At 73.5% G+C, this 23,733-nt stretch carries 28 protein-coding genes; 16 read left to right on the forward strand and 12 right to left on the reverse strand.

Going from position 1 to position 23,733, the window contains the following annotated elements; translation table 11 throughout:
* The first annotated feature begins 71 nt into the window (after positions 1-71).
* From ACIGXE_RS16135 to ACIGXE_RS16150, 4 genes are all read left to right on the forward strand, one after another.
* On the forward strand, positions 72-794 hold the full coding sequence (locus ACIGXE_RS16135) for a succinate dehydrogenase (protein WP_399747648.1): 723 nt from the start codon (positions 72-74) through the stop codon (positions 792-794).
* A gap of 2 nt (positions 795-796) precedes the next feature.
* Positions 797-2,755, forward strand: a complete 1,959-nt coding sequence (locus tag ACIGXE_RS16140) for a fumarate reductase/succinate dehydrogenase flavoprotein subunit (protein WP_399747650.1) — start codon at positions 797-799, stop codon at positions 2,753-2,755.
* Entirely contained in the window at positions 2,752-3,501 is a 750-nt protein-coding gene (locus ACIGXE_RS16145) for a succinate dehydrogenase/fumarate reductase iron-sulfur subunit (protein WP_399747652.1), read from the forward strand. The genes ACIGXE_RS16140 and ACIGXE_RS16145 overlap by 4 nt, the downstream gene beginning before the upstream one ends.
* A 133-nt stretch (positions 3,502-3,634) precedes the next feature.
* Entirely contained in the window at positions 3,635-4,468 is an 834-nt protein-coding gene (locus ACIGXE_RS16150; protein ID WP_399747654.1) for a class II glutamine amidotransferase, read from the forward strand.
* Positions 4,469-4,572: 104 nt separating this feature from the next.
* Here the strand turns inward: ACIGXE_RS16150 and ACIGXE_RS16155 are convergent, their stop codons facing one another.
* Positions 4,573-5,940, reverse strand: a complete 1,368-nt coding sequence (locus ACIGXE_RS16155; RefSeq protein ID WP_399747656.1) for a pyridoxal phosphate-dependent decarboxylase family protein — start codon at positions 5,938-5,940, stop codon at positions 4,573-4,575.
* 119 nt (positions 5,941-6,059) lie between these two features.
* Complete coding sequence (locus tag ACIGXE_RS16160; RefSeq protein WP_399747658.1) at positions 6,060-6,914, reverse strand: helix-turn-helix domain-containing protein; 855 nt, start codon at positions 6,912-6,914, stop codon at positions 6,060-6,062.
* A gap of 116 nt (positions 6,915-7,030) precedes the next feature.
* Here ACIGXE_RS16160 and ACIGXE_RS16165 point away from each other — a divergent pair, with 116 nt between their 5' ends.
* Positions 7,031-7,579 carry a YceI family protein gene (locus tag ACIGXE_RS16165; RefSeq protein ID WP_399747660.1) on the forward strand — a complete coding sequence of 183 codons (549 nt, stop codon included), beginning with the start codon at positions 7,031-7,033 and terminating at the stop codon, positions 7,577-7,579.
* Positions 7,580-7,597: 18 nt separating this feature from the next.
* On the opposite strand, the gene ACIGXE_RS16170 is transcribed toward ACIGXE_RS16165, so the two are convergent.
* The 3 genes from ACIGXE_RS16170 to rpmB all read right to left on the reverse strand — a co-directional run bounded on the left by ACIGXE_RS16170 (position 7,598) and on the right by rpmB (position 10,704).
* The gene (locus tag ACIGXE_RS16170) at positions 7,598-10,018 is read right to left on the reverse strand and encodes an ATP-binding cassette domain-containing protein (protein ID WP_399747662.1); all 2,421 of its coding nucleotides are present in this window, start codon (positions 10,016-10,018) and stop codon (positions 7,598-7,600) included.
* A gap of 144 nt (positions 10,019-10,162) precedes the next feature.
* Positions 10,163-10,468: a 30S ribosomal protein S14 gene (rpsN, locus tag ACIGXE_RS16175; protein ID WP_399747664.1), complete on the reverse strand. Its 306-nt coding sequence runs from the start codon at positions 10,466-10,468 to the stop codon at positions 10,163-10,165.
* Positions 10,468-10,704, reverse strand: a complete 237-nt coding sequence (gene rpmB / locus ACIGXE_RS16180) for a 50S ribosomal protein L28 (RefSeq protein ID WP_399747666.1) — start codon at positions 10,702-10,704, stop codon at positions 10,468-10,470. Before rpmB ends, rpsN begins: the two co-directional genes overlap by 1 nt.
* Before the next feature lie 86 nt (positions 10,705-10,790).
* Between rpmB and rpmG the strand changes: the two genes are divergently transcribed.
* Genes rpmG through rpsR form a run of 4 tightly spaced genes read left to right on the forward strand, consistent with a single transcriptional unit; the run spans position 10,791 to position 12,684 of the window.
* Complete coding sequence (gene rpmG / locus ACIGXE_RS16185; protein ID WP_399747668.1) at positions 10,791-10,955, forward strand: 50S ribosomal protein L33; 165 nt, start codon at positions 10,791-10,793, stop codon at positions 10,953-10,955.
* Between the two features lie 54 nt (positions 10,956-11,009).
* Positions 11,010-11,255 carry a type B 50S ribosomal protein L31 gene (locus ACIGXE_RS16190; RefSeq protein ID WP_399747669.1) on the forward strand — a complete coding sequence of 82 codons (246 nt, stop codon included), beginning with the start codon at positions 11,010-11,012 and terminating at the stop codon, positions 11,253-11,255.
* Complete coding sequence (locus ACIGXE_RS16195) at positions 11,255-12,406, forward strand: CobW family GTP-binding protein (protein ID WP_399747672.1); 1,152 nt, start codon at positions 11,255-11,257, stop codon at positions 12,404-12,406. Before ACIGXE_RS16190 ends, ACIGXE_RS16195 begins: the two co-directional genes overlap by 1 nt.
* Positions 12,407-12,447: 41 nt before the next feature.
* Positions 12,448-12,684 carry a 30S ribosomal protein S18 gene (gene rpsR / locus ACIGXE_RS16200; RefSeq protein ID WP_399747674.1) on the forward strand — a complete coding sequence of 79 codons (237 nt, stop codon included), beginning with the start codon at positions 12,448-12,450 and terminating at the stop codon, positions 12,682-12,684.
* A gap of 13 nt (positions 12,685-12,697) precedes the next feature.
* Here rpsR and ACIGXE_RS16205 read toward each other — a convergent pair whose 3' ends face one another.
* Positions 12,698-13,000, reverse strand: a complete 303-nt coding sequence (locus ACIGXE_RS16205; RefSeq protein WP_399747676.1) for a TetR/AcrR family transcriptional regulator C-terminal domain-containing protein — start codon at positions 12,998-13,000, stop codon at positions 12,698-12,700.
* 93 nt (positions 13,001-13,093) lie between these two features.
* Here ACIGXE_RS16205 and ACIGXE_RS16210 point away from each other — a divergent pair, with 93 nt between their 5' ends.
* Positions 13,094-13,582, forward strand: a complete 489-nt coding sequence (locus ACIGXE_RS16210) for a hypothetical protein (protein ID WP_399747678.1) — start codon at positions 13,094-13,096, stop codon at positions 13,580-13,582.
* Positions 13,583-13,640: 58 nt separating this feature from the next.
* On the opposite strand, the gene ACIGXE_RS16215 is transcribed toward ACIGXE_RS16210, so the two are convergent.
* A complete protein-coding gene (locus tag ACIGXE_RS16215) occupies positions 13,641-13,856 on the reverse strand; it encodes a dodecin (protein ID WP_399747680.1) in 216 nt (71 codons plus the stop codon).
* 224 nt (positions 13,857-14,080) lie between these two features.
* On the opposite strand from ACIGXE_RS16215, the gene ACIGXE_RS16220 reads away from it, so the two are divergent.
* From ACIGXE_RS16220 to ACIGXE_RS16230, 3 genes are all read left to right on the forward strand, one after another.
* Positions 14,081-15,328: an extracellular solute-binding protein gene (locus tag ACIGXE_RS16220; protein ID WP_399747682.1), complete on the forward strand. Its 1,248-nt coding sequence runs from the start codon at positions 14,081-14,083 to the stop codon at positions 15,326-15,328.
* 167 nt (positions 15,329-15,495) lie between these two features.
* The gene (locus tag ACIGXE_RS16225) at positions 15,496-16,320 is read left to right on the forward strand and encodes a GNAT family N-acetyltransferase (RefSeq protein ID WP_399747684.1); all 825 of its coding nucleotides are present in this window, start codon (positions 15,496-15,498) and stop codon (positions 16,318-16,320) included.
* Positions 16,317-17,204: a lysophospholipid acyltransferase family protein gene (locus ACIGXE_RS16230; protein ID WP_399747685.1), complete on the forward strand. Its 888-nt coding sequence runs from the start codon at positions 16,317-16,319 to the stop codon at positions 17,202-17,204. The genes ACIGXE_RS16225 and ACIGXE_RS16230 overlap by 4 nt, the downstream gene beginning before the upstream one ends.
* On the opposite strand, the gene egtD is transcribed toward ACIGXE_RS16230, so the two are convergent.
* The 4 genes from egtD to egtA are packed head-to-tail and all read right to left on the reverse strand — an operon-like array spanning position 17,099 to position 21,445.
* Positions 17,099-18,064, reverse strand: coding sequence for an L-histidine N(alpha)-methyltransferase (egtD, locus tag ACIGXE_RS16235; protein WP_399747687.1), 966 nt, complete (start codon positions 18,062-18,064; stop codon positions 17,099-17,101). The genes ACIGXE_RS16230 and egtD overlap by 106 nt on opposite strands.
* Entirely contained in the window at positions 18,061-18,813 is a 753-nt protein-coding gene (egtC, locus tag ACIGXE_RS16240; protein ID WP_399747689.1) for an ergothioneine biosynthesis protein EgtC, read from the reverse strand. The genes egtD and egtC overlap by 4 nt, the downstream gene beginning before the upstream one ends.
* Complete coding sequence (gene egtB / locus ACIGXE_RS16245; RefSeq protein WP_399747691.1) at positions 18,813-20,156, reverse strand: ergothioneine biosynthesis protein EgtB; 1,344 nt, start codon at positions 20,154-20,156, stop codon at positions 18,813-18,815. The genes egtC and egtB overlap by 1 nt, the downstream gene beginning before the upstream one ends.
* A complete protein-coding gene (gene egtA / locus ACIGXE_RS16250) occupies positions 20,153-21,445 on the reverse strand; it encodes an ergothioneine biosynthesis glutamate--cysteine ligase EgtA (protein WP_399747693.1) in 1,293 nt (430 codons plus the stop codon). Before egtA ends, egtB begins: the two co-directional genes overlap by 4 nt.
* 139 nt (positions 21,446-21,584) lie before the next feature.
* Here egtA and ACIGXE_RS16255 point away from each other — a divergent pair, with 139 nt between their 5' ends.
* Positions 21,585-22,412: a TIGR02452 family protein gene (locus ACIGXE_RS16255; RefSeq protein WP_399747695.1), complete on the forward strand. Its 828-nt coding sequence runs from the start codon at positions 21,585-21,587 to the stop codon at positions 22,410-22,412.
* A gap of 46 nt (positions 22,413-22,458) precedes the next feature.
* On the opposite strand, the gene ACIGXE_RS16260 is transcribed toward ACIGXE_RS16255, so the two are convergent.
* Positions 22,459-22,875, reverse strand: coding sequence for a type II toxin-antitoxin system PemK/MazF family toxin (locus ACIGXE_RS16260; RefSeq protein WP_399747697.1), 417 nt, complete (start codon positions 22,873-22,875; stop codon positions 22,459-22,461).
* Positions 22,876-22,982: 107 nt separating this feature from the next.
* On the opposite strand from ACIGXE_RS16260, the gene ACIGXE_RS16265 reads away from it, so the two are divergent.
* Both ACIGXE_RS16265 and ACIGXE_RS16270 read left to right on the forward strand, forming a co-directional pair.
* Positions 22,983-23,150 carry a hypothetical protein gene (locus ACIGXE_RS16265; protein WP_399747699.1) on the forward strand — a complete coding sequence of 56 codons (168 nt, stop codon included), beginning with the start codon at positions 22,983-22,985 and terminating at the stop codon, positions 23,148-23,150.
* A 71-nt stretch (positions 23,151-23,221) separates the two neighbouring features.
* Positions 23,222-23,608: a hypothetical protein gene (locus ACIGXE_RS16270; RefSeq protein WP_399747701.1), complete on the forward strand. Its 387-nt coding sequence runs from the start codon at positions 23,222-23,224 to the stop codon at positions 23,606-23,608.
* Positions 23,609-23,733 lie beyond the last annotated feature (125 nt).

A 23,733-nucleotide genomic window follows, 5' to 3' on the forward strand; every position in this document is an offset into this window, starting at 1 on the left:
GCCCTCGCCTATCGAGATGAGCCGAACCATGTCTTGGACCTCTCGGGTCCTTCGGCCCTACCGTCGCTGGCATGGCTTTGGCAACGAAGACCGACCGGCGGACCCCCCGCCCTCCCGCCGCTCCCACCCGCGGCTTCTGGGCGTCGACGATCGGCAAGAAGACGGTCATGGCCGTGAGCGGCCTGATCATGCTCGCGTACCTCGTCGCCCACGTGGCGGGCAACCTCAAGGTCTTCTTCGGACCCGAGGAGTTCAACGCCTACGGCCACTGGCTGCGCGTCATGGGCGCCCCCGTGCTGCACCACCACTGGGGCCTGTGGCTCGCCCGGATCGTGCTGCTCACCGCCGTCGTCGCGCACGCCGTCTCCGCGTACCAGCTCAGCCGGCGGGACCTCAGGGCCCGCCCCACGGCGTACGCGCACCGCCGCAGGCGCTCGTCCTACGCCACCCGCACGATGCGCTGGGGCGGTGTCATCCTCGCCCTCTTCATCGTCTGGCACGTCCTCGACCTGACCACCGGCACCGTCCACCCCGGCGGCTTCGAGGACGGCAAGCCCTACCAGAACGTCGTCGACACCTTCTCCACCTGGTACGGCGACGTCATCTACATCGTCGCCATGCTGGCCGTCGGACTCCACGTCCGGCACGGGTTCTGGAGCGCCGCCCAGACCCTCGGCGTCGGCAACGCCCGCCGCGAACGCGTCCTCAGGATCCTCGCCGACGCCCTCGCGCTCGTCCTGACCGCGGGCTTCGTCTCCGTACCCGTCGCCGTCATGACAGGAGTGGTGAGCTGACCATGAGCACGTCCGACACGAACCTCGCCGACTACACCGTGGGCGCCCCGCTCACCGACGACAAGGCCCCCGCCGGCCCCGTCGCCGAGCGCTGGGACACCCGCCGCTTCCAGGCGAAACTGGTCAACCCCGCCAACCGCCGAGGCCACCGCGTCATCGTCGTCGGCACCGGCCTCGCCGGCGGCTCCGCCGGCGCCACCCTCGCCGAACAGGGCTACCAGGTCGTCCAGTTCTGCTACCAGGACTCCCCGCGCCGCGCCCACTCCATCGCCGCCCAGGGCGGCATCAACGCCGCCAAGAACTACCGCAACGACGGCGACTCCGTGCACCGCCTCTTCTACGACACGGTCAAGGGCGGCGACTTCCGTGCCCGCGAGTCCAACGTGCACCGGCTCGCCCAGATCTCCGTCGAGATCATCGACCAGTGCGTCGCCCAGGGCGTCCCCTTCGCCCGCGAGTACGGCGGTCTCCTCGACACCCGCTCCTTCGGCGGCGTCCAGGTCTCCCGCACCTTCTACGCCCGCGGCCAGACCGGCCAGCAACTGCTCCTCGGCGCCTACCAGGCGTTGTCCCGGCAGATCGCCGCCGGCAACGTCGAGATGCACCCGCGCACCGAGATGCTCGACCTGATCGTCGTCGACGGCCGGGCCCGCGGCATCGTCGCCCGCGACCTGATCACCGGACGGATCTCCACCCACTACGCGGACGCCGTCGTCCTCGCCACCGGCGGCTACGGCAACGTCTTCTACCTGTCCACCAACGCCATGAACTCCAACGCCACCGCCGTGTGGCGGGCCCACCGGCGCGGTGCCTACTTCGCCAACCCCTGCTTCACCCAGATCCACCCCACCTGCATCCCGCGCACCGGCGACCACCAGTCCAAGCTGACCCTGATGAGCGAGTCGCTGCGCAACGACGGGCGCATCTGGGTCCCCAAGGCCCAGGGCGACACCCGCCCCGCGAACGAGATCCCCGAGCAGGAGCGCGACTACTACCTGGAGCGCATCTACCCCTCCTTCGGCAACCTCGTCCCCCGCGACATCGCCTCCCGCGCCGCCAAGAACGTCTGCGACGAGGGCCGCGGCGTCGGCCCCGGCGGCCAGGGCGTCTACCTCGACTTCGCCGACGCCATCCGGCGGATGGGCCGCGACAAGGTCGAGGAGAAGTACGGCAACCTCTTCGACATGTACGAGCGGATCACCGCCGAGAACCCGTACGAGGTGCCGATGCGGATCTACCCCGCCGTGCACTACACGATGGGCGGCCTCTGGGTCGACTACGACCTCCAGACCACGATCCCCGGCCTCTTCGCCATCGGCGAGGCCAACTTCTCCGACCACGGAGCCAACCGGCTCGGCGCCTCCGCCCTCATGCAGGGCCTCGCCGACGGCTACTTCGTGCTCCCCGCCACGATCAACGACTACCTGGCCCGCCACCCGCACAGCGAGCCCGTCACCGACGAGCACCCCGTCGTACGGGAGGTCCTCGCCGAGACCGAGGACCGGATCCACCTCCTGCTGGCCGTCGACGGCGACCGCACCCCCGACTCCTTCCACCGCGAACTGGGCGAGCTCATGTGGGAGTTCTGCGGCATGGCCCGCACCGAGGAGGGACTGCGCAAGGTCCTGCGCCGCATCCCCGGGATCCGCGAGGAGTTCTGGCGCCGGATCAAGGTCCCCGGCAGCGGGGAGGAGTTCAACCAGTCCCTCGAGAAGGCCAACCGGATCGTCGACTACCTGGAGCTCGCCGAGCTCATGTGCCTCGACGCCCTCCACCGGGCGGAGTCCTGCGGCGGCCACTTCCGCGAGGAGTCCCAGACCCCGGACGGCGAGGCCGCCCGGCGCGACGAGGAGTTCTCGTACGTCGCCGCCTGGGAGTTCGGGGGCGAGGGCACCCCGGTCCTGCACAAGGAAGACCTCGTCTTCGAACACGTCCACCCCACCCAGCGGAGCTACGCATGAGGCTCACCCTGCGCGTCTGGCGCCAGAAGAACGCCGACGCCGAAGGCGCCATGACCACCTACGACGTGGACGGCATCTCCTCCGACATGTCCTTCCTGGAGATGCTGGACACCCTCAACGAGGACCTCATCCTGCGCGGTGAGGACCCCGTCGCCTTCGACCACGACTGCCGCGAGGGCATCTGCGGCGCGTGCAGCCTCGTCATCAACGGCGACGCCCACGGCCCCGAACGCACCACCAGCTGCCAGCTGCACATGCGGTCCTTCCGCGACGGCGACACCATCGACATCGAGCCCTGGCGGGCCGCCGCCTTCCCGGTCGTCAAGGACCTGGTCGTCGACCGCTCCGCCTTCGACCGGATCATCCAGGCCGGCGGATACGTCAGCGTCCCCACCGGCTCGGCCCCCGAGGCGCACGCCACCCCGGTCCCCAAGGCCGACGCCGACTTCGCCTTCGAGCACGCCGAGTGCATCGGCTGCGGGGCCTGCGTCGCCGCCTGCCCCAACGGCTCGGCGATGCTCTTCACCTCCGCCAAGGTCAACCACCTCGGCGTGCTGCCCCAGGGCGCGCCCGAGCGGGAGACCCGCGTGCTCGACATGGTCGCGCAGATGGACGCCGAGGGCTTCGGCGGCTGCACCCTCACCGGGGAGTGCGCCACCGCCTGCCCCAAGGGCATTCCGCTGCCGTCGATCGCGGCCATGAACAAGGAGTGGCTGCGGGCCCGGCGCAAGGCGGGCCGCTCCTAGGGCGTGTCCGTGAAGTCCCGCCTGGCTCGGCCGGCCCTCGGGGCTCCACCCGCGTGGCGTGCGCCGGGAAGGGCGTCGAGAATGGGAATGCGGGTACCCGAGCGGGATGTGGAAGGGGTTCAGGTGATCACGTATGTGTCGATGGCTCGCGTACTGGGGAACGCCCGTGCTGCTCGACACCATCCTCTACAAACCGACCCACTCCCTGATCGACCAGAGCCTGCACTCCAAGCTGGGGGTCGAGACCACCAACGGTGACGGGTTCGGCGTCGGCTGGTACTCGCAGCACAACGACACCCCGGCCCTCCTCAGGGACGTCGGGCCCGCCTGGAACAACCGCAACCTGCGGGAGCTCGCGGACCACGTCCAGTCGTCGCTGTTCTTCGCCCACATCCGGGCCTCGACCGGGACGGCGGTGCAGCAGTCGAACTGCCACCCGTTCCGGCACGGGCGGTGGATGTTCATGCACAACGGCGCCATCACGGACTTCCCCCTCCTGCGCCGGGACCTCACGCTCCTCGTCGACCCCCGGCTCTACCCGTACATCGAGGGCACGACGGACTCCGAGGTGATGTTCTACCTGGCGCTCACCTTCGGCCTCGACCAGGACCCGCCCGCCGCCGTCGCCCGGATGGCGGGAGTCGTGGAGCGCGTCGGTCACGAGCACGGTGTGGAGTTCCCGCTCCAGATGACGCTCGCCGTCACCGACGGCGCGCGCGTCTGGGCCTTCCGCTACTCCAGCGCGCGAGCCTCCCGCTCGCTCTTCTACAGCAACCGGGTGGAGGCGCTGCGCCGGCTCCACCCCGACGTCGCCTTCCTGCAGGAGCTGTCGGAGGAGAGCCGCCTCATCGTCTCCGAACCCCTCGGCGATCTCCCCGGCGCCTGGAAGGAGGTACCGGAGAGCAGCTACGGGGTCGTCCAGCCCGGCCTCGACGAACTGCACCGGTTCGCCCCGGCGGCGGTCTGACGAGACCCCGGGCGATGCCCGGCCGCGTCGGCCGCGGGTCCGGGCCGCGACTGCCGGCCTCCGGGCCGCGTTGACCGCGTGTCAGGCCCGCGTCGACCGCACGTCTAGGCATCGGCGGCCGCGCGCCGGATCGCGTCGAGCGTGCGCCGCACGTCCTCGTCGGAGGTCGACCAGTTGCTCACGGAGATGCGCATGACGCGCCGCCCGTGCCAGGTGGAGCCGCTGATCCACGCCGTGCCGTCGTCGAGCAGCCGCGTGAGCACCCGGTCCGTGCGTGCGTCACCGCCGAACTCGGCGCACACCTGGGTGAACACGACGTCGTTGAGCACGGTCGCGCCCGCGATGCCCGCGATGCCGGTCGCGAACGCGGCGGCATGACGGCACAGCCGGTCGACGAGGTCGGCCACGCCCGACCGGCCGAGCGACCTGAGCGCGGCCCACACCGTGAAGGCACGGCCGCGCCGGGAGAGCTCGGGCACCTTGTCGATCGGGTCGCCGTGCTCGTGCTGGATGAGGTAGTCGCCCCGTTCGCCCATCGCCGCCCGGACCGCGGAAGGGTCGCGCACGATGGCGAGACCGCAGTCGTAGGGGACGTTGAGGGTCTTGTGGGCGTCCGTCGCCCAGGAGTCGGCGTCCGCGCACCCCGCCGTCAGACGGGCGTACCGCGGCGACGCGGCCGCCCACAGGCCGAAGGCCCCGTCGACGTGCACCCACGCGCCCGCCTCGCGCGCGGCCCGCACGCACTCGGTGAAGGGGTCGAAGGCGCCGGAATGCACGTCGCCGGCCTGGAGGACCACGAGGACGGGGCGCTCCCCGTCGCCCGCCAGGGCGTCCCGCAGCGCCTCGGCCTCGATCCGTCCCTGGTCGTCCGCCGTCACCAGCTCGGGCCTGCCGAGGCCGAGATAGCGCAGCGCCAGGTCGATGGCCATGTGCCGCGACTCGCCGGCGACGACGCGTACGGCCGGGCCGCCGTTGAGGCCGTCGCGGGCCACGTTCCAGCCGGCGCGGCGCAGCACCGCGTCGCGGCCGGCGGCGAGGCACGTGAAGTTCGCCATCGTCGCGCCCGTGGTGAAGCCGACGGAGCTGTCGTCCGGCAGGCCGAGAAGATCGAGCAGCCAGGCGCCGGCGATGTCCTCCGCCGCCGTGTACGCGGGGGAGGCGGCGCGCATCACGCAGTTCTGGTCCCAGGCGCTGACCAGCCAGTCGGCGGCCAGCGCGGCCGGTTCGGTGCCGCCGACCACGAATCCGTAGAAGCGGCCGCTGGGGAAGGCCGTGAGCCCCGGTTCGCAGGCCGTGGCCAGGAGGTCGACGACGTCGGCGGGTGCACCGGGACCGTCGGGCAGGTCCGTACCGAGGGCGCGCACGATCTCGTCGACGCCGGCGCGGGCCGGAACCCGGCGGTCGGGCAGGCTCGCCAGCCACCGGACGGCATGGTCGTACGCCTGTCGGAGCGCCGCCTCACGCGGGTCCATACCTCGGACTATGAGACCGCCGGCCCGGCCGCGCAAGCCATGGCCGGATCGCTCGCTCCGGGCCGGGTGTCGGCCTCCTCACGGCAGGTCATCGCCGCAGGTCGCGGCAGGGCGGTCAGTCAGCCGCCGACCGCCCGCAGGGTGCCGGGGCGGCGGCCCACCAGAGCGTCGAGGGCCGCGGCGGTGGCCTCGTCCGCGGGGAGGTGGACGACCATGTGCTGCCCGTCCGTCTCGGTCAGGTCGAGGATCTCGTACGCGAGCCGCAGCTCGCCCGCCTCGGGATGGACGAAGCGGTCGACGCCCGAGCGGGACCGCACCGGCCCGGGCGCGCCGAGGCGCCCGGAGAAGGCCGGGCCCGCGGTCACCGTCAGCTCCTTGACCAGCTCGGCCATGCGCGGATCGGCGCCGGTGACGGGCAGGTAGAGGGACGCCACCTGCTGGTCGGCCACCCGGTCCCAGTCCGGGAAGACCTCACGGGCCCGCGGGTCGGTGAAGACGAAACGCGGTGCGCTCGGTGGGTCCCCGTCCAGCAGTCCGACCGGGCCCGCGAGCCGCTCGTAGCCGTCGCTGTACGCCACGGTCTCGCCGAGTGCGTTCACCACCACGGCCGGCGTCGGACCGAGCCGGTCGAGCAGCGCCCGGACCGTGGCCCGCACCTCCCGGGCCGGAGCGGGCGCCACGGCGCACATGTGCCGATGCGTGTCCGATTTCGCCAGGTTCCGGAGATGGATCCGGGCGTCGAGCGGCAGCCGCAGCGCCTCGCTGAGCGCACCGAGGACCTGCGCCGAGGGGTTGCGGTCCCGGCCCTGCTCCAGGCGCGCCAGGTACTCGACGCTGATCCCGGCGAGCATCGCGAGCTCGGCCCTGCGCAGGCCCGGGGTCCGGCGGCGCGGGCCTGCCGGGAGGCCCGCCTCGGCGGGGGCCAGCGCCTCGCGTCGGGCGCGCAGGAACGCCCCCAGTTCGTTGTCGCTCATCCACCGATCGTACGAGCGAGGACGCGGCCGAGGGTGGCCCTGTCACTACCAGGCTCCGTGCTACCCGTCTCGACGCGGCCTTCCTCACCGTCCCGCCGGACGGCAGCGTGGGGCGCATGACCACGGAATCGCAGAACACCACCACCCTCCCGCTGACCTCGGGCCGCTGGGCCTTCGACCCGATGCACTCCGCCGTCGGCTTCTCCATCCGCCACCTGGGCATCTCCAAGGTCCGCGGCCGCTTCAACGACCTGCGGGCCGAGCTGGTCGTCGGCGACAGTCTGGAGACCTCCTCCATCACGGCGACCGTCGCGCTCGCCTCGATCGACACCGGCAACCCGGACCGCGACGCCCATGTGCGCGCCGCCGACCTGCTGGACGTGGAGAGGCGGCCCACGATGTCCTTCCGCTCCACCCGGATCACCGGGGACGGCGAGGACTGGACCCTGGAGGGCGACCTCACGATCGGTGACGTGACCCGGCCCATCGTCTTCGACGTGGAGTTCGGCGGGGTCGTGGACGTGCCCGTGGACGGCAGCCGGCACGCCGGCTTCGACGCCTCGGGCGAGTTCCGGCGCAGCGACTTCGGCCTCGACTTCGCCCCCGGCTTCCTCGGGGACGTCGTCAAGGTGAACCTGGAGGTGCAGTTCGTCGAGCCCGAGTAGGGGCGAGGCGGCGGCCGTTCAGCGGGCGAGCCGGGCCGCCAGGTAGCGCGCGGTCCGGCTCTCCGGGTGCCCGGCCACGGCCGACGGCGGTCCCTCGGCGACGATCCGGCCGCCCTCGGCGCCGCCGCCCGGGCCCATGTCGAGCACCCAGTCCGCGGTCACGACCACGTCCATGTCGTGCTCGACCACGACCACCGTGTGCCCGGCGTCGACGAGCCCGTGCAGCTGGTCCATCAGCACCTCGACATCGGCCGGGTGCAGCCCGGTCGTCGGCTCGTCCAGGACGTAGAGGGTGTGCGCGCGGCGCGGCCGCTGGAGCTCGGCGGCCAGCTTGATCCGCTGCGCCTCACCGCCGGACAGCTCCGTCGCCGGCTGACCGAGCCGCAGATAGCCGAGCCCGACATCGAGCAGCGTGCGCAGGCTGCGGGCGGCGGCCGGGGTGTCCGCGAAGAATCCGGCGGCGGCCTCCACCGTCAGGTCGAGGACCTCCGCGATCGTCAGTCCGCGCAGTCGCACCTGGAGCGTCTCGGGGTTGTAGCGGGCGCCGTGACAGTCCGGGCAGGGCGCGTACGTGCTCGGCAGGAACAGCAGCTCGACCGAGACGAACCCCTCGCCCTGGCAGGTCTCGCAGCGCCCGCCCGGAACGTTGAAGGAGAACCGGCCCGCCTTGTAGCCCCGGGCCCGGGCCTCCTCCGTCGCGGTGAACAGCTTCCGCACGACGTCGAACAGACCCGTGTACGTGGCCAGGTTGGAGCGCGGGGTACGCCCGATCGGCCGCTGATCGACCGTCACCACGCGGGCCACGCCCGTCGCTTCCTCCGCCGCCTCCGTCAGGGCGCCCACCAGCGTCGACTTCCCGGACCCCGACACCCCGGTCACGGCGGTCAGCACCGCCAGCGGGAACGCGGCCTCCAGCCCCCGCAGATTGTGCCGGTCCACCGGACCCGTCCGCAGCAGCCCGGCGGGCTCGCGCAGGGTCCGCTCCGCAGGCGCCGCCCGGTCGAAGAGGAAGCGGCGGGTCGCCGACTCCGGCACCTGGGCGAGCCCCGCGGGCGGGCCGCTGTGCAGCACCCGGCCGCCGTGCTCCCCGGCGCTCGGGCCCACGTCCACCAGCCAGTCGGCGTGCCGCACCACGTCCAGGTGGTGCTCGACCACGAACACCGTGTTGCCGGCCGCCTTCAGCCGGTCGAGGACCACGAGCAGCGCCTCCGTGTCCGCCGGGTGCAGACCGGCGGACGGCTCGTCGAGCACGTACACCACCCCGAAGAGTCCGGCCCGCAGCTGGGTGGCGAGCCGCAGGCGCTGCAGCTCCCCGTCGGACAGCGTCGGCGTCGCCCGGTCGAGGCTCAGATAGCCGAGACCCAGCTCGGTGACGGTGGCGATCCGCGCCACGAGGTCCCCGGTGAGCACCCGGGCCGTCTCCGTACCGCCCGCGGCGTCGAGCGTCCTCGCCAGGTCGGTCAGCGGCAGCGCCGCGAGCTCCGCGATCGTGCGGCCCGCGAAGGTCACGGCCAGCGCCTCCGGCCGCAGCCGGCTGCCCCCGCACACCGGACACGGCTCGCTCGTCAGGAAGCGCTCGGCCTTCGCCCGCAGCGTCGCGCTCTTCGAGTCGGAGAAGGTGTGCATCACATAGCGACGGGCGCTCATGTACGTGCCCTGGTACGGGCGTTGGATGCGGCCCGCCTCCCGTACCGGATGGACCGTGACGACCGGCTGCTCCTCGGTGAAGAGGATCCAATCGCGGTCCTTCGCGTCGAGCTCCCGCCAGGGCCGGTCCACGTCGTGGCCCAGCGCGTCCAGGACGTCCCGGAGGTTCTTGCCCTGCCAGGCACCCGGCCAGGCCGCGATCGCCCCCTCCCGGATCGACAACGACGGGTCGGGGACGAGGAGTTCCTCGCTCGTCCCGTGCACCCGGCCCAGGCCGTGACACGAGGGACACGCCCCGGCGGCGGTGTTGGGGGAGAAGGCGTCGGAGTCCAGACGCTCCGCCCCGGGCGGGTAGCTTCCGGCCCGGGAGAAGAGCATCCGGAGCGAGTTGGACAGAGTCGTCACCGTGCCCACCGAGGAGCGCGCGTTCGGCGCCGCCCGGCGCTGCTGGAGCGAGACCGCCGGCGGCAGGCCGGTGATCTCGCCGACCTTCGGCGCCCCGACCTGGTGGATGAGCCGCCGGGCGTACGGCGCCACCGACTCGAAGTAGCGGCGCTGCGCCTCCGCGTAGACGGTGCCGAACGCCAGCGACGACTTCCCCGAGCCGGACACCCCGGTGAAGACGGTGAGCGCGTCGCGCGGGAGGTCGACGTCGACGCCCCGCAGATTGTGCTCACGGGCGCCCCTCACCCGGATGAAGGGGTCGTGGGACGGGGCGGGGACGGCACCGGCCTCAGGCAGGTCGGTGGCGGTGGGCTCGGTGGCGTGGGCGTCGGTGCCGGGGTCGCGCATCCGACGATTCTAGGCCCGGCTCGCGACGTTTGCCCTGGTCAGACCCGCCAGGCGGGCACGCCGAACTGGCCTCCCGCCGGACCCACCGTCACAGGAGGCAGCCGGGGCGCTGGGCGTGTGCCGCGTCGAGGGCGTTGTCCGCCGCTACCAGGACGCCTTGGTCACCCCTGGCAGGAAGCCCGCGTGTGCCTGCTGCCGCGTCCTTACGCGGGAGAGCCCGAACGCGCGCAGGTAGCCGCGGGGGCGGCCGTCCACGCTGTCGCGGTTGCGCACCCGCGTGGCACTGGCGTCGCGCGGCTGGCGCCGCAACTCCGTGAGCGCGGCGTCCCGTTCGGCCGTCGTGGAGGACGGGCGGCGGATGATCTCCTTGAGTTCGGCCCGGCGGGCGGCGTACCGCTCGACGATCTCCTTCCGTCTCTCGTTCTTCGCGATCTTGCTCTGCTTCGCCATCAGACCTTCCCTCCCCGGGCGCGGATGCGCGCGACGGCCGCTTCGATGCCGATCACGTCCACCGTCCTGATCGCCCTGGCGCTGAGCGTCAGGCGCACGTGGCGCCCCTCGCTGGGCAGCCAGTAGCGCTTGCGCTGGACGTTCGGGTCGAAGCGGCGCGAGGTGCGTCGGTGGGAGTGGGAGACGGTGTTGCCGAATCCGGGCCGGGCGCCGGTGAGTTGGCAGTGGGCTGACATGGGTGCTGCCGCCTTTCTCGCGTACGGGGGAGGGGTGCTAAGAGCACGGTATTGGAAATGAAAACCGTTGTCATATACTACCTCGCATGGCACGCAACGAGATCCGTCCGATCGTCAGGCTCCGCTCCACGGCGGGCACCGGCTTCACCTACGTGACGCGCAAGAACCGCCGCAACGACCCCGACCGCCTGGTGCTCCGCAAGTACGACCCGGTGGCCGGCCGGCACGTCGACTTCCGCGAAGAGCGCTGACCCCCGTCCGACCCCGCACCCCCGCCCTGCCCCCGACCGTCGAAAGGTCCTGCCATGAAGCCCGGAATCCACCCCGCCTACGAGCCCGTCGTCTTCCGTGACTCCGCCTCGGGCACCGCTTTCCTCACCCGCTCCACGATGACCGGCGAGAAGACCGTCGAGTGGGAGGACGGCAACACCTATCCGGTCGTCGACGTGGAGATCTCCTCCGCGAGCCACCCCTTCTACACGGGCACCGCCCGGGTCCTCGACACCGCCGGCCGGGTCGAGAAGTTCCAGCGCCGCTACGGTGCCCGCTGATGGGCCGTGGACACGGGCTCCCCGTCGTGATCGTCGCGGGACTGCACGCCGAGGCGCGCAAGGAGGTCGTCGAGCGGCTCCTGCGGACCGTCCCCGGGAGCGTGGCGCTGCACCACGACCTGACGGGGGCATCCGACGGCAGCGTGCTGCGGTCGGTCCGCGACGCCTCCGGGATCATCGCCTCCGGCGAGACGCCCCTCGTCAACGACTGCGCCTGCTGCGCGCTGCGCGAGGACCTCGTCCCGGAGCTGGAACGGATGGCGGACGGCGGCCTCGCCCGGCTCGCCGTGGTCGAGTTGTGGGACTCGGTCGAACCGAAGGCCATGGCGGAGGTCGTCGTCGGCCACGGCGGCCGCCGCCTGGCCCTGACGAACGTGATCACCGCCGTGGACCCCGCGCTCGTCCTGCCCTGCCTCGGCAACGGCGACGACCTCGCCGAGGCCGGCCTGGCCGCCGCCCCCACCGACCGGCGGACCGTCGCCGACACCTGGGCCCGCCAGGTGGAGTACGCGCCCGTCCTCGCCGTCGTCGACAGCGCGGAGGCCGACGAGGAGGACCACGCCCTCCTCGCGCAGCTCCATCCCACCGCTCGGCGCGTGCCGGCCGGTTCCGGCGCGCTCGTCGAAGCGGCGTTCGCCGGCTTCGACGTCGAGGCCGCGGCAGCCGCCCAGCATCCCGCGTGCGCGCTCCTGCCCCAGGACGCCGACGAGGCCGGCGTCACCACCTTCGTCTGGCGCCGCCACCGACCGTTCCACCCGGAACGCCTCTACCAGGCGCTTGAGGACCTGTGCTGTGCCGCCGCCCGCAGCCGCGGGCGGTTCTGGCTCGCCGACCGCCCCGACACCCTGCTCGCCTGGGACGCGGCCGGCGGAGCGCTGAGCGTGGAGGACGCGGGTCCCTGGCTGGCGTCGCTGCCCGACGCCGCCTGGGAGATGGTGCCGCCCGTGCGCCGCGCGGCGGCGGCCCTGGACTGGCACCCCGACCACGGCGACTGCTGCCAGCACCTCGTCTTCACCTCGCCCGGCCTCGACCGCGACGGGCTCGAACGCCTCCTCGACTCCTGCCTGCTGACGGACGCCGAGTACCGGGCGGGGCGCGAAGGGTGGAAGCACCTTCCCGCCGCCTTCGACTCCCTTCTCGACGTCGCCTGACCCCATTTCGGAAACACCCCCCATCCCAAGGAGCAGCCGCCATGGCCCGACGCCACGACCCTCGCAAGCCCCTGAAGTCCCGCCCCAACCCGCTCGACGCGGCCGGCATCACGTACATCGACTACAAGGACACCGACCTGCTGCGGAAGTTCGTCTCCGATCGCGGCAAGATCCGCAGCCGGCGCGTCACCCGCGTGACCGCCCAGCAGCAGCGCGCCCTCGCCACCGCCGTCAAGAACGCCCGGGAGATGGCACTGCTGCCGTACGCCGTCCGCTGACCGCGGTCCCGGGTCAGCGGGACAGGCCGGCTTCGATGCCGTCGAGCAGGAAGTCGAGGCCGATGCGGAAGGTGCGGTCGGCGTCCAGATGGGCGGTGTCACGCACCACCGTGGCCAGCGCCGGGTACCGGCCGGTGGCGAAGGGCCGCTCCAGATAGGGCCCGAGCGAGGCCTGCCAGCGCTTCTCGTCCAGGTTGGTGGCCCGCTCGGCACGCCGCGCGGCGATCTCCCGGCGCACCGCCCCGATCACGTACGCGTTGACCGCGGCGACCACCGGCATGACGGCGTCCACGCCGACGTCTCCCAGCGCGGCCACCACGGCCTCCCCACTGGCCAGCGCCTGCTCGCGTTCTTCCAGCCCGGGTGAGGCGGCCGGGTGCGACCTGTTCCCGCTGCCTACGCTGGGGGAGTGACCCGACACCGCAGGCCCGTGGCCGTCTTCGACCTCGACAACACCCTTGCCTCCACCGCCCATCGGCAGCATTTCCTGGAGGGGCGCCCCCGCGACTGGAACGGCTTCTTCGCCGCCGCTCCCGACGACCCGCCGCTCCCCGAAGGCGTCGGGCTCTGCCAGGAGACGGCCGGGGAGTGCGACATCGTCTACCTCACCGGCCGCCCCGAGCGCTGCCGCCGTGACACCCTCGACTGGCTCGCCGCGCACGGCCTCCCGGAAGGGCCCGTGCACATGCGCCGGGACCGCGACTTCCGCCCCGCCCGCCAGACGAAACTGGACGTGCTGCGCCGGCTCGAACGCGACCGCGAGGTGCGGGTCCTGGTGGACGACGACGAACTGGTCTGCGACGCCGCCGAGGCGGCCGGCTTCACCGTCGTGCGCGCCCGGTGGGCGATCCCGTCGGAGGAGCTGAAGGAGGCGCAGGAGGTGGAGGGGCGGACCTGAGCGGGGCCGGGGTGGTGAGCGGTACCGGTGTCCGGGGTCCTGGGCGCCGGCTCCGGGATCAGTCGCCCTCCTCCAGGCGGAAGCCGACCTTCAGGCCGACCTGGTAGTGCTCGATCGCCCCGTCCACGAGATGGCCGCGCACCTCCGTGACCTCGAACCAGTCGAGACCCCTGAGGGTCTGTGAGGCCCGTTCGATTCCGTTGCGGATGGCCTGGTCGACGCCCTCGGTGGACGTGCCGACGATCTCGGTGACGCGGTAGGTGTGGTTCGACATGGGAGCCGGACTCCTCTCGATGCCCTCGGTGCGTTCACTCCACCGTGCCCCACCGGGCCGAGGTCCGCGACACGTCCGCCGCCGGGGGGTGGAGCGCGGAGGAGTCGGTAGAGGACTTGACCATCCGCATTGGTCCAGACCAGAATCCAGGCCACATACCCGCGCGAACCCTCCGTTCGGTCCCCCCACGTCGGGTCGGCAGCCCCCTGCAGAAGGTGACCTACGTGAAGAACCGTCGTCTCGTCTGTGCCCTCGCCGTCGTCTCCGCCCTCTCCCTCGCCGGGTGCGGGCTGCTCCCCGGTGGCGGGAGCAAGACCCGCACGGTGAACGTCTGGTTGATGCGCGACAGCGTCAGCGACGACTTCCTCCAGCGGTTCACGGAGGCCTACGAGGCCGAGCACGGCGACGTCGAGCTGAAGGTCACCATCCAGGACTGGACGGGCATCGGGAAGAAGGTCACCGAGGCCATCGCGGGCCCCGGCGGGCCGGACGTCATCGAGGTCGGCAACACCCAGGTCGCCCAGTACGCCGACACCGAGAAGCTCTACGACCTCACCCTGGAGTCGGTGCGCGACCTCGGCGGCCAGGACTGGCTCCCCGGCCTGGCCGAACCGGGCAACGTCGACGGCGCCCAGTACGGCGTCCCGTGGTACGCCGCCAACCGCATCGTCATCTACAACAAGGACCTCTTCGCCGAGGCCGGCGTCAAGCCGCCCACCACCCGCGAACGGTGGCTCGACGACACGGAGAAGCTCAACCGGGACGGCAACCAGGGCATCTACCTCGCCGGACAGGACTGGTACACGCTCTCCGGCTTCATCTGGGACGAAGGAGGCGAACTCGCCGTCGACAAGGGCGGCGTGTGGGCCGGCGCCCTCGACACCCCGGCCGCCCTGCGCGGCATGGCCTTCTACAAGCACCTCCAGGCCCTCGGCAAGGGCCCCAGGAACGCCGACGAGCAGAACCCGCCGCAGGCCGAGGTGTTCGCCCGGGGCGACGTCGCCCAGATCATCGCGACCCCGAGCGCCATACCCGTCATCACCAAGGCCAACCCCGGGCTCAAGGACAAACTGGGCTTCTTCCCGATCCCGGGCAAGAAGGCCGGGCAGCCCTGCGCCGTCTTCACCGGCGGCTCCGACCTGATCATCCCGGAGAACGCGCCCGAACGCGCCGCCGCCCTCGACGTCGTGAAGGCACTCGCCGGCGAGAAGTGGCAGGGCGAGCTCGCCCGCGCCATGAACTACGTGCCCAACAAGAGCTCCCTCGCCTCCGTCGTCGCCGGCCAGGAGGCCACCGCCACCATGGCCGTCGGCGCCGCCCGCGGCCGGGCCACCCCGAACTCGCCGCAGTGGGCCGACGTCGAGGCCGACAATCCCATCAAGCCGTACATGACCGCCGTCCTCTCGGGCGACGACCCCGAGCAGGCCGCCGAGGACGCGTCCGAGCGGATCACGGACTCCCTCGCCGAGTAACCGCTCCGCACACCATTCAGCGCCTCCACACCAACCGGCCCCCGCACGGTCACGTCGAATCCAGCCACTCACGGAAGAAACGAAGCAACGCAGAGACGCGGCGCCGGGCCACCGCCCGCACGGCCCGGCCCCGACCGTCCCCTTCCGTCGTGCCGGAGGAGCCCGCCATGGCCGCCGTACCCCTCGCCCAGACCGTCGCCGCACCGGCCCGCGAGACCCTCGCCGCCGTACCGGCCCAGCCCCAGCCCCCGGGCGCGCCCCAGCCCCGGTACGTCGTCGGGCTCGCCAGGGACCAGGAGGACGTCCGCGCCGCCCAGCGGCTGCGCCACCTGGTCTTCGCGGGCGAGATGGGCGCCCGCCTGGACGGGCCCGAACCCGGCCTGGACAGCGACGCCTTCGACGCCTACTGCGACCACCTGCTCGTGCGCCGGGAGGACACCGGCGAGGTCGTCGGCACCTACCGCGTGCTGCCGCCCGAACGGGCCGCCGTCGCGGGCCGGCTGTACTCGGAGACCGAGTTCGACCTCACCCGGCTCGCCCCGATCCGCCACGACCTGGTCGAGGTCGGCCGCTCCTGCGTCCACCCCGCCCACCGCAACGGCGCCGTCATCGCCCTCGTATGGGCCGGCCTCGCCCGATACATGACCCGCACCGGGCACGACTGGCTCGCCGGCTGCTGCTCCGTGCCGCTCGCCGACGGCGGCGCCCTCGCCGCCGCCACCTGGGACGCCGTCAAGGCCAAGCACCTGGCGCCCGAGGAGTACTGGGTCACCCCGCACCGCCTCTGGAGCCCCGCGGGCGCGGCCCCGGCCGAGGGCCGCGTCGAACTCCCCCCGCTGCTGCGCGGCTACCTGCGGCTCGGCGCCTGGGTCTGCGGCGCGCCCGCCCACGACCCCGACTTCGGCGTCGCCGACCTGTACGTGCTGCTCTCGCTGCGCCGCACCAACCCGCGCTACCTGCGCCACTTCCTCTCGCTCGCCCCCGCCCGGTGACCGGCCCCACGGCCCCGTCGCCGTGGCTGCCCACGGCGCCGTGCACACCCGGCCGGTGCGCCGCCCACCCCGGCCCCGCCGCGCCGCGCGCCGGCACCGTCCAGGGCGTGCTCCGGCTGGCCGCCGGACTCGCCGCCGTCCTCCTCGGCGTGCTGCTCTCCCCGGCGGCCGCCCCGCTGCCGACGGCGGGGCGGAGGCTCCTCGTACGGCTCTGGTGCCGGACGGTGCTGCGCGCCTTCGGGGTACGCGTCCGGGTCACCGGCGCGGCCGTCCCCGGCACCGGCCCGCTCCTGGTGGTGGCCAACCACCTCTCGTGGCTGGACATCCCGCTGATCGCCGCCGTGCTGCCCGGCCGGATGCTCGCCAAGCGCGAGGTGCGCGGCTGGCCCGTGCTCGGCCCGCTCGCCGCGCTCGGCGGCACCCTCTTCATCGACCGCGACCGGATCAGGAGCCTTCCGGCCACGGTCGGGGCGATGACCCGCGTCCTCTCGGGCGGCGGCCGGGTGGTCGTCTTCCCGGAGGGCTCCACCTGGTGCGGCAGAGCGGGCGGCGTGTTCCGCCGGGCCGCGTTCCAGGCCGCGCTGGACAGTGGATCCGATGTCCAACCCGTACGGATCGCCTACCGGCCGGTGGGTCCGGCGGCCTTCGTCGGCGAGGACACCCTCGGGGCCTCGCTGTGGCGGATCGCGACGGCGCGGCGGACGGAGGCCGAGATCCGCGTACTGGATCCCCTGTCCGGTACGCGATATCCGGACCGCCGCGCCCTCGCGCGGGCCGCTCAGTCCACCGTCGCCAGGGAGAGCGCGAACCGCCCCTTCTCGTCCGTCCACCAGCGCGAGAGCGTGAACCCCGCCTCCGCCAGCTCCGCCCGCACCCCCTCCTGACGGAACTTCGCCGACACCTCCGTCCGCATCTCCTCACCCGCCTCGAACGGCACCACCAGATCGAGCTCGGGGATCTTCACCGTGAGCGCGTGCCGCGCCCGCAGCCGCATCTCGATCCACTCGTGCTCCCGGTCCCACAGCGCCACGTGGTCGAAGTCCTCGGGACGGGCGTCGGCCCCGAGCTCCCGGTCGACGACGGCCAGCACGTTCCTGTTGAACTCCGCCGTCACACCGGCGGCGTCGTCGTACGCGGCCACCAGCGTGGCCTCGTCCTTCACCAGGTCCGTCCCGAGCAACAGGGCGTCCCCGGGGACGAGCACCGCCCGGACCCCCCTCAGGAACTCCCGCCGCTCCTCGGGCAGCAGGTTGCCGACGGTGCCGCCCAGGAACGCCACCAGCCGGGGCCCCACCGTCGGCGGCAGGTCGAGGCCGCGGGTGAAGTCGGCGACCAGGGCGTGGACCCGCAGCCCGGGCCGTTCCTCCAGCAGCGCCTCGCCCGCCCCCCTGAGCGCGGACTCGGACACGTCCACCGGCACGTACGCGTCCAGTTCGGGCAGCAGCGCGTCGATCAGATGGCGGGTCTTCTCCGACGACCCCGAGCCGAGCTCCACCAGGGTCCGGGCGCCGGTCGCCGCCGCGATCAGGTGCGACCGGGACACGAGGATCTCCCGCTCGGCACGGGTCGGGTAGTACTCGGGCAGTCGTGTGATCTCCTCGAAGAGCTCGCTGCCGCGCGCGTCGTAGAACCACTTCGGCGGCAGCTCCTTCGGGCTGCGGGTCAGGCCGTGGAGCACGTCGGCGCGCAGCGCCGCGTCGGTGGCGTCCTCGGGCAGGGTGCGGGTCAGCTGGAAGGGGCTCACGGGGAGGGCTCCTTGAGCGGGGTGAGGACGAGGTCGGCGCGGGAGGCGGTGAGGACCGTGCGGTCCGGCGCCTCGGTCCAGCGCGGATCGTCGTCGTACGGTTCGGAGGCCACGACCGTCCGGCCGGGCCCGGTGAGGTACCAGAGCGAGTTCCCCCAGGCCGTCGCCGTGATCGTCGCCCCGTCGGTGAGCAGCAGGTTCAGCCGGGCGCCGGGGGCGGCCGCGGCCACCTCCCGTACGGTGTCGGCGAGCGCCCGCTCGGGCGCGTCCCCGGCCCGCAGCCGGTGCAGCGCGAGCGCCCACACCAGCGCCGAGTCGGTCCGCGCCTCCAGGGCGAGCAGCTCCGCCGCCGGCAGCGCCGCGGCCGGCGCCACGAGCGAGCCGGGCCAGCCCGGCACGGCCCCGTTGTGGCTGAACAGCCACCGGTCGGCGGCGAACGGCGCCGCCGCGGCCTCCGCGTCCGCGCCCGGCAGGGTGGCGCCGCGCACGGCGGCGAGCAGCGCCCGGGTACGCACCACGCGGGCGAGGTCGGCGAAGGAGAGGTCCCCCCAGATCGGCGCCGCCCGCCGGTAGCGGGCGGGCACCGGATCGTCCTCCGCGTACCAGCCGACCCCGAAGCCGTCGGCGTTCACCACGCCGCTGGACTGCGTCCGCGGCGCCCAGGCCTGCCGCTCCAGGGAGTGCGGCGGACGCAGCAGCAGTTCGCCGAGGGCCACCGGTTCGCCGAGATAGGCGAGGTGCCGGCACATCAGGCCGGCTCCGCGTTCCGGGCGGTGCGGAAGCCGGCGAAGATCTGGCGCCGCACCGGCAGGTCCCAGTTGCGGAAGGTGCCCCGGCAGGCCACCGGGTCGACGGCGAAGGAACCGCCCCGCAGCACCTTGTGGGCCGGCCCGAAGAAGACCTCGGAGTACTCCTTGTACGGGAAGGCCCGGAAGCCCGGGTACGGCAGGAAGTCGCTCGCCGTCCACTCCCAGACGTCGCCGATCAGCTGCCGCACCCCGAGCGGGGACGCCCCCTCCGGATAGCTTCCGGCGGGCGCCGGCCCCAGGTGGCGCTGCCCGAGATTGGCGTGGTCGGGGCCGGGGTCGGCGTCGCCCCAGGGATAGCGCCGCGACCGGCCGGCCGCCGGGTCGTGCCGGGCTGCCTTCTCCCACTCGGCCTCGGTGGGCAGCCGCCGCCCGGCCCAGCGGGCGTAGGCGTCCGCCTCGTACCAGCTGACGTGCAGCACCGGCTCGTCGGCGGGGACCGGCTCGGTCACCCCGAAGCGGCGGCGCAGCCACTGACCGCCCTCACGGCGCCAGAACAGCGGCGCCTCGATGCCGTGTTCACGGATCTGCGCCCATCCCTCGGGCTGCCACCACCGCTCGTCGTGGTAGCCGCCGTCGGCGACGAACGCCTGGTAGGCGCCGTTGGTGACCGGGAGGGTGTCGATGAAGAAGCCCGGCACGATCCGGGTGTGCGCGGGCCGCTCGTTGTCGAGCGCCCACGGCTCGTCGGAGGTCCCCATGGTGAACGGCCCGCCGGGCACCAGGACTTCCGCCCGCTCGGGCAGCTCCGCGGCCGTGGCCGGCGGGGCGGGAGCGGTGAGCGCGGCGGGTCCCGAACGCAGCTGATGGGTGATCAGCATCGTCTCGTCGTGCTGCTGCTCGTGCTGCGCGATCATCCCGAAGGCGAACGCGGACTCCACCAGCGGCCGGCCCTCCAGGCGGGTGCCGTCGAGGACGTCCAGCACCCGGTCGCGCACGTCCGACGCGTACGCCCGCGCCTCGGCGGGCGCGAGCAGCGGCAGCGACGGCCGGCTCGCGCGCGGATGCTCGAAGGCGTCGTACAGCGAGTCGATCTCGGGCCGCAGCGCCTCACGGCCGCCCACGGCCCGCCACAGCCACTGCTCCTCCTGGTTCCCGATGTGCGCCAGGTCCCACACCAGCGGGGACATCAACGGGGAGTGCTGGGCGGTCAGTTCCTGGTCCTCCACACAGGAGGTGAGCAGCTCGGTCCGGTCCCGTGCCGTGCTCAGCGCCGCCACCACCCGCAGGCGCAGCGCGTGCTCGTCGGCCGGGCGTGCGGCGGGCGCCGTCTCCCGCGCGGTCATGAGGCCACCTCCTGCAACTCGTCGGCCGGGCACCAGCCCCGCGACACGTACCGTTCGTGGAACGCGGCGACCGCGCCCACCACCTCGGGCGAGGCGCCGATCCGGGGGAGCGCCTCCAGGGCCGCGGGAAACACCGTCTGCGCCGCCTTCCGCAGGGCCGGGTCCGTCAGCCCGTCCCGGGCGGCGATCCGCCACAGCGGGTTGCGCGGCGCCGGAGCCCGCCCGGCCAGTGCCTCCAGCGGCGTGACGGCCCGGTGGGCGGTCTCGGCGGCGACGGGGTCCTCGAAGAGGGCGGTGGTCACCGCCAGCGGCACCATCCAGCCGTCGGGGCCGGGTTGTGCGTCGATCATCCGCAGCTCCAGGTGCCCGCGCGGCCGGACCGGCGGGAAGAGGGTCGTCATGTGATAGCGCAGATCGTCCGCGTCCGCCGGGCGCGGCCGGCCGGTACGCAGCCACTCCCGGAAGGTGAGTCCCTCCGGCATCGCCCACGGTCCGCGCGGCGTCCGCACGCACATCACCGGCGTGTCCAGGACGTGCGCCGCCCACGCGGCGCGCGGCTCCCCGTACGGCGTGCCGTCGGACGACCCGTCCGGCGGCGGGGCGAGCGCCCGCGCGGGGTCGAGCTCGTCCCACAGCAGCTGCCGGGTGGAGCGCCAGCCGGTGCGGCGCCCGCCGTGCACCGGCGAGTTGGCGAACGCCGCCACCAGCACCGCGCCCAGCAGGTGGGAGAGGCGCCAGCGCCGCCGATAGCCCAGCGGCCCCGGCCCGTCGAGACCGGCGTCGAGACACACCTGCACGGAGGCCGACTCGCACATCATCGCCCGCCCGGCGGGCCCGGTCCTGCCGAGGACGGCCTCCATGGCGTCGTAGCGGGGTTCGTGCAGCACGCGCGCGCGTGGCGCGTGCCAGGGATCGACCCCGTAGCCGCTGAGGCCGAGTCCGAGCGGGGCGAGCGCCTTGCGCACCGCCCGCAGATCGGCGGCGAGCGAGTCCAGGCACTCCATGAGGGAGGCGGCGGGCCGCGAGCTGAGCTCCAGCTGCCCGCCGGGTTCGAAGGTGAGGGCCGCGACCAGCGGCAGGGTCCGTACGGTGTCGATCGCCGCGGCCAGCCGGTGCGGCGGGACGGGAAGGCGCGGATCACGCAGTTCGTGGACGAGCCATTCCAGCTCGGCCCCGACCGTCCGCGGCGGTCCCGTCTTGAAACAGATACATCGCAGCAGATCCTCGGCATCCTCCTCGGTCAGGGGAGGACCACCCCCGGGTATGCCGCTCGACGACGGTGTCGTCATCGCTCCACCTCCTGGGAAAGCGCTGATTCCACCTAAAGCCACGCGGCACGGGCGTGCAAGAGCGCCTCCCGCGTCCCAGGCGGCGGGGCGGCGAAATCCCGTTGCCGCCCCGGAAGGGGGTCGATCATGCTTTCGGCTCATGAGCGCACGACTGCGGGCCCTCGCCCGCGAGACCGAGGAGATCGTGGCCGCGGGCCGCTACACCGCCCCGGACGGCCGGACCGTCCTCCTCGCCGAGCAGCTGGCCGCCGCCCTGGCGGGCACCCGACTGCACGGGCCCGAACCCCTGGCCGTCACACCGGACACCGACCGCACGCCCACCCTGCAGGTCACCGGCGAGAGCAGCCTCGCCGCCGCCCGCAGGATGACCCGCGCCGACGCCGGCGTCCCCGTGGCCGTGCTCAACTTCGCCTCCGCCCGCAACCCCGGCGGCGGCTACCTGAACGGCGCCCAGGCGCAGGAAGAGGCCCTCTGCCGCTGCTCCGCGCTGTACGCCACCCTGCTGCGCGCCCCGGAGTACTACGAGCACCACCGGGCCGAGCGGGACGCCTTCTACACCGACCGGGTCATCCACTCGCCCGGCGTGCCCGTCTTCCGCGACGACGGGGGACGCCTGCTCGACGAGCCCTTCACGGTCGGCTTCCTCACCTCGCCCGCGCCCAACGCGGGCGTGATCCGGCGCCGCACCCCCGAGCTCGCCGACCGCGTCCCCGCGGCCCTCGCCGCCCGCGCCGAGCGGGTCCTGGAGACCGCCGCCGCGCACGGCTACCGCAGGCTCGTCCTGGGTGCCTGGGGCTGCGGCGTCTTCCAGAACGACCCCGCCCAGGTCGCGGGCACGTTCAAGGCGCTGCTCACCGGCGGGGGCCGGTTCGCCGGCCACTTCGACGAGATCGTCTTCGCCGTCCTGGACCGCACCCGCGACCGGGCCACCCTGGGCGCCTTCCGCGGCGTCCTCGACCCGTCCTGAGCCGTCGGGGCGGCCCGCCCCACGACCGGCCCTACCGCTCGATCACCTACGACCAGCCGTACCGCTCGATCAACCGGGTGACCACCCGGTCGAAGCGCGGCCGGTCGAGCGCGCACGCCTCGCGCCGCATCCCCGACTCGCGCACCCGCAGCACCCGGTCCAGATCCACCCACGACTCGCGCCGCTCGGCGTCCCACGGCCCCGCGCCGATCGCCACCCACTCGCGGTCGTGGTCGTGCCGCCTGCTCGACAGCTGTACGGCGAGCAGCGTGCCCTCCGGCTCCCGCGCCACCACGAGCACCGGGCGGTCCTTGCCCCGCCCGTCGTTCTCCTCGTACGGCACCCAGGTCCACACGATCTCCCCGGGATCGGGGTCCCCGTCGTGCGCGGGAGCGTAGGAGGTGCGGACCGGCCCGATCGCGTGCGGGTCCGCCTCGGTCGTCGTGTACATCGGCATCGTCATCCCGGCACCGTAGCGCCCAGGCTCTCCGACACGCCCGGTCTGACGTGCGGCTTTCCTGGCTTGGTGCGAGGCTGGGAAGAAGTTCCCCGACCACGGGAGGCACGATCGTGGGCAAGAAACAGACCCGGGTCAACAAGGGTGCCCGTACGGGCGGACACGAACACCGGGCGGCGGCCGCGGCCAAGGAGAGCCCGCGCTCCGGCGTGTCCGAGGCGCCACGTCCCGTCATCGACGTCCCGTCCCACCGCAAGGAGCGCAGGTTCGGGCACAACTGACGGGGCGGTGAGCGGAGTCGGGACGAAGCGTGGATGATGTACCTCCATTCACGCTCGTCCCTGGGGGGAACATGCGCACCACCCGCATCATGCGCACCACCGGAATCGCCGCGGCCCTCGTGGGCGCCCTGCTCGCCGGACTCACCGCCTGCACGTCCTCGCCGGACCCTCAGGCCGCGCCGACGCCCACGACCCCGGCGGCCACCGTCCCGACGGCCGCCGCCACCCCCTCGGGCACGTCGGACCGCCCGGGCGGGCTGCCCGACATGATCGGCGGCAGCGTCGCCGGCGCCTACAGCCAGCTGGTCGGCTCGCTGCGGGCCGAGGACGTCTCCGGCCAGGGCAGGATCGTCCCCGTCGACTCACCGGCGGCCGCCGACTGGAAGATCTGCACCCAGCGGGTCGAGCCCGACGGCACCGTCGTGCTCGGCGCGGTGAAGAAGGACGAGCACTGCTGACCGACGCCTCGGCAGAACGCCGGCGGGGCCCGCGTCCCCCTCCGCACCCGGCCCCGCCCCGGTACCCCGGAACGCGGCGCCCACCCGGAACAACACCCAGCGCAGGCCCGGCCCCCCCACCCCCC

The organism is Streptomyces sp. NPDC053431, from assembly GCF_044544925.1.
Taxonomy (GTDB): domain Bacteria; phylum Actinomycetota; class Actinomycetes; order Streptomycetales; family Streptomycetaceae; genus Streptomyces.